The 4,206-nt window shown below is 34.2% G+C and carries 3 protein-coding genes and 1 pseudogene; 2 read left to right on the forward strand and 2 right to left on the reverse strand.

Features of this window, described 5'->3' with window-relative positions; genetic code table 11:
• Positions 1–63: 63 nt before the first annotated feature.
• Positions 64–399 (reverse strand): helix-turn-helix domain-containing protein, encoded by a 336-nt coding sequence (locus ACLTU0_RS09190; RefSeq protein ID WP_022229868.1) that lies wholly within the window; start codon positions 397–399, stop codon positions 64–66.
• A 131-nt stretch (positions 400–530) separates the two neighbouring features.
• Between ACLTU0_RS09190 and ACLTU0_RS09195 the strand changes: the two genes are divergently transcribed.
• Both ACLTU0_RS09195 and ACLTU0_RS09200 read left to right on the forward strand, forming a co-directional pair.
• Positions 531–1,685, forward strand: coding sequence for a zinc ribbon domain-containing protein (locus ACLTU0_RS09195; RefSeq protein ID WP_412322152.1), 1,155 nt, complete (start codon positions 531–533; stop codon positions 1,683–1,685).
• 18 nt (positions 1,686–1,703) lie between these two features.
• Entirely contained in the window at positions 1,704–3,044 is a 1,341-nt protein-coding gene (locus ACLTU0_RS09200) for a zinc ribbon domain-containing protein (RefSeq protein ID WP_412322153.1), read from the forward strand.
• A gap of 220 nt (positions 3,045–3,264) precedes the next feature.
• Here the strand turns inward: ACLTU0_RS09200 and ACLTU0_RS09205 are convergent.
• Positions 3,265–4,206: pseudogene (locus ACLTU0_RS09205) on the reverse strand (hypothetical protein); the annotation flags it as partial.

Raw genomic sequence — 4,206 nt, forward strand, 5'->3', positions numbered from 1 at the left:
GTACAAGACTTTCTATATGAATACCGATATAATGAAAACGGTAGATATAGAAAGTCTTTTTTGTTACATTTCATCAATATGTTCCGCAAGAATTTTAACGGTTTTGCGAAAAGAATTGTAGGCTGACGGATTTAAAGAACGAGCAACCGAATCCATTTGTTCAAGAAAATTGTCTGATTTGTTTGCCGAGTCTATTAAAAGATAATCTATACTGACATTTAAAACCGTTGCGATACAAAATAATGTATCTAAAGAAAGCTTTCTTGTACCACGTTCGATATGCCCGAGAAAACCTGTGGAAATGTCGCATATTTCTGCCAATTTTTCTTGGGTGTATCCGCGTTCTTTGCGAGTAGATTTAATTTTTTCGCCGAGATTGACGTAATTGATATTGTTCACTGAATCGCCTCCTTTATATTATTTTAATATAATTTGTTGTTCATTGACACAATATACAAGACGTAAACCTTGACAAATAGACATAATATGATATAATACTTATAGAAATATTAAAATTAGGGGAGATAACGATGAGCAAATTTTGTAAGAATTGTGGGAAAGAATTGACTGAGGATACTAAATTTTGCATGAATTGTGGAACTGAAGTTGAAAACGAGGATAGTATCATTCAGAAGACACAAAATCAACAACAGGGTAATTTACTGAATGAGCAGACACAAAATTTGAAAGACGAAACGATAAAAGCTGCAAAGAATGTAGTAAATAAATCGCAAGAGTTTTTGCAGAGCGAACAGATGCAGAACGTAAAAAACAGTGTTGTTGAAAAAGCAAAACAGACGCAAGAATATTTGAAAAGTGATGAATTTAAAGCGGTAAAGGACGAAACTGTCAATAAAACAAAAAATGCTGTGAAACGCTTCTTTGAATGTAATATAAATAATAATGATGATTACGTCAAAGCAGAAAAGAAACGAAAATCATGTATTTATACAATTATCACATTTATAGCCACTACACTTATATTAATTCCGTTTTATGATAAAGCATTTTGGTTTGATGACGGTGTGCTGAAATTGATACTAAACATATTATCTGTATTGTCGGTAGTAACAAAAGTATTAGTTTTGCCTGTTTGTATTATAGCATTTATAAAATATAATTTTATAAATAAGGAATTAATTAAATATCGTGCATTAAACCCTAATTTAACAAAACAAAGTGCTAATATGAAAAAGTCGGCAATAGTATTGTTTATATCGTTAATCATATGTCTTGTAATGACTCCTGTTATGGATAAAGTAAATACGGTTGCACTACATAAAAATTTAGATGACAATTCAAATACTTCAAGCACAGAAACATCAAGCAGTGCGAATAGCAGTTATAAAGATAATGGCAGTACAGAATATAGTACAAGCAGTGAAACAACGGCTAATAAGTACAAAAAAGATGATGATTTTATAATAGAGTATCTTGAAAAAGTTAATTATGGATTTGATTATACAATTGAAGATACAGATGAATATAATAGATACATTATATCGGGAGTAGCAAAAAAAGGATTTGAACACGTTCCTAATCAGTTAATTGTGTATTTAGTATGGATTGACGAAGATGATAATGTTGACGGAAAACAAAAAGAAGCAACAAGAGAAGAACAAAAAACAAGATTGATTTCGGAAATGCACGAAAATCCGCTTTGGAACGCACCACCGCTGCAATAATGGTAGGGAGGTATTACAATGAATAAATTTTGCAAGAACTGCGGAAAAGAATTGGCAGAGGGGACTAAGTTTTGTATAAATTGCGGAACTAAAATTGAAAATGAAGAAAACAATAAAAAACATACGAAAAAGTTAATAATTGTATTGCTGATATTATTGATTGCGTGTCTTATAATTATACCTGTTGCTAAAAATGTTTTAACGCCTGACAGTCATAAAGAAAATGAGCAACAAAGTGAGCAACAAAGTGAGCAACAAACAGATAACACTTTAGCAAAAACAACAGCCCAAACAAGCAGGGATTACTCAAAGTATATAGGTACATATACAGTTAAAAATGAGGAAGGAACAAAATACGAATCACAGCACACTTTAAAAATTAAAGAAATAGATGGAAAAATCATTGATTTTGAGTATGCGTATAAACCTCCAAGACACGATGTGGAAATGACAGCGACTCAAGGAAACTTTATTGATGAAACTACCGCTTTGGCTGACGGAACATACAAGATTGACGGTCAGTTAACAGAGATAGCCTACAAATTCAAATTTAATGAAAATTCCGTTGAGTGTAAATTTTACGAACCCGGAAAGGAAGACAGTGTTGAATATACTACATTTAATTTGGACGCAAAGGATAGCAGTAATTCTGGTTCCCAAACGGATGATTATACAGTTATAGACACATCAACAGGGACGGAAAATTCATATACCGAAGTTCATAAAAAAGGTACAGGAAGACAGTTTAAAATGACCATAGAAGAATTTATTGAAAAACACAATCAAATGGTGCAGGATAAAGGATATGCCGAAAAAGAAGAACAAGATAAAAGCTTTAAATGGGACGATGTGGCATTTTACGAGTATCCTATCAGTTTAGACCAAGCAATTGTCGAAGAAAGAAAAATATTTGGTGAAGATATGATTGTTTACGAATTTTGGAATGTAAGTAAAAATTCCGGAGTGAACGATTCGGCATTGGGGGTATTATGTTATAAAGATACACAAAAAATATTTATGGTTTTCTGCCAAGTATCAGATAAGTGGTATGAAGTAGATAATACGAGGTATGTAAAGAAAAAACAATCCGCAGAAACAATAGATGATTATGATAACTTACCTGTCAGATTTGTTGATTTCGCATCTGATGAAGCAAAAATTGTAAATCCTAATATGAGTAATTTCAGTAGTCTATTAAAAGAAACGGGAACAAGAAATATTAATTATAAAGATAATGTTATGTACAAATTTTACGGCGGTAGTACCAAAAACGGATATGTAGCTCATTTGTTAGCAATGTGTGCGTGTGACAAAGACTTCAATGGTAATATTAATATGTATCTTAATAAAATGAAATGATACTCATATAACAAAACTCCGATGTATTTCACATCGGAGTTTTATCATGCAAAATTTATGCAACAGCATAGATTTTAACTTCGGGATTGCTATTCCAAAGTGGCTGTAACCCTACGAAAACATCATTTTTGAGTCGGGGGTGCGAACATATTCTTGGATAATTTTATGCTGATAATTCAAGGCTATGTCTGTACTTTCAAGGCTCATTTTTTGTATGTGTTTATTTGCTTAAAACAGTACCGTCTGCAAGGGTTATTGTGTGACCGTTGAAGTTTATTGTACCGTTATTTTCAAGACTTGTTACAGTACAGTCGCCTGTCAAAGTCCAAGTATTGTCGGAGTCGATTGTAACAACAGCATTATTATCAACAGCAGTGCCGTTTTGTGCGTTGTCAATGATGTTTATTGTACCTGTAAAATCAGATGAATCTGTAAGAGTCATATTAAGAGTGGAAACGGTATCTACTGCAATATCGCCGTTAAGCGTTTGATTTGATGCGGTAAATTCAACTTGTGCGCCGTTTGCACCTGCTTTGCCCCAACCTCTTGCAGCGCTGTTACCTGTAACACGCATTAAATAAGCGTCAGCGTCTTTGTTGGTAATATCAACGTTTGACAAATTGATGATTGAGTGAGTATTTGTAATATAGAACATATCTCCGTTATTACCTGTCAGAGAACCGCCTGTCATATCAAATTCAGATGTTCCGACTTCTGCGTCACCTGACATTGATTGATAAATCATAACGCTGTGTACGTTTTCGTCAGAACTGCTGCCTTCCGTAGAACTCATATTGCCCAATACGTCACAATTATTAAGCTTGATTGAGTTTTTACCCTCAATTACAAGTGACTCAGAATTGTTTGCGGTAAGAGTGGCATTTGAAACAGTTATGTCGGCTGTTGAATATACGGCAGGGGAGTTGTAACCGTTTGAAGTATAAGTACCTTTGTCAACAACCACTGTACCGCCGCCTCTGTCCGAACGAATTGCTGCGGCAGAGTTGCCGCTTGTGTTTACAGTTAGGTTTGTAGCATTTGTTGTACCGCCGCCTGTTGTCTGAATACCTCCGGAATTATCGGCAGTTGTTGTAATAGTTGAATCGGATACGTTTACAGTTGTGCCTGTGCCGTAACTGAAGATACCGTTACCGTTTTGTGC

This window comes from Hominilimicola sp. (assembly GCF_046972485.1).
GTDB classification, from domain to species: Bacteria; Bacillota; Clostridia; order UBA1381; family UBA1381; genus Hominilimicola; species Hominilimicola fabiformis.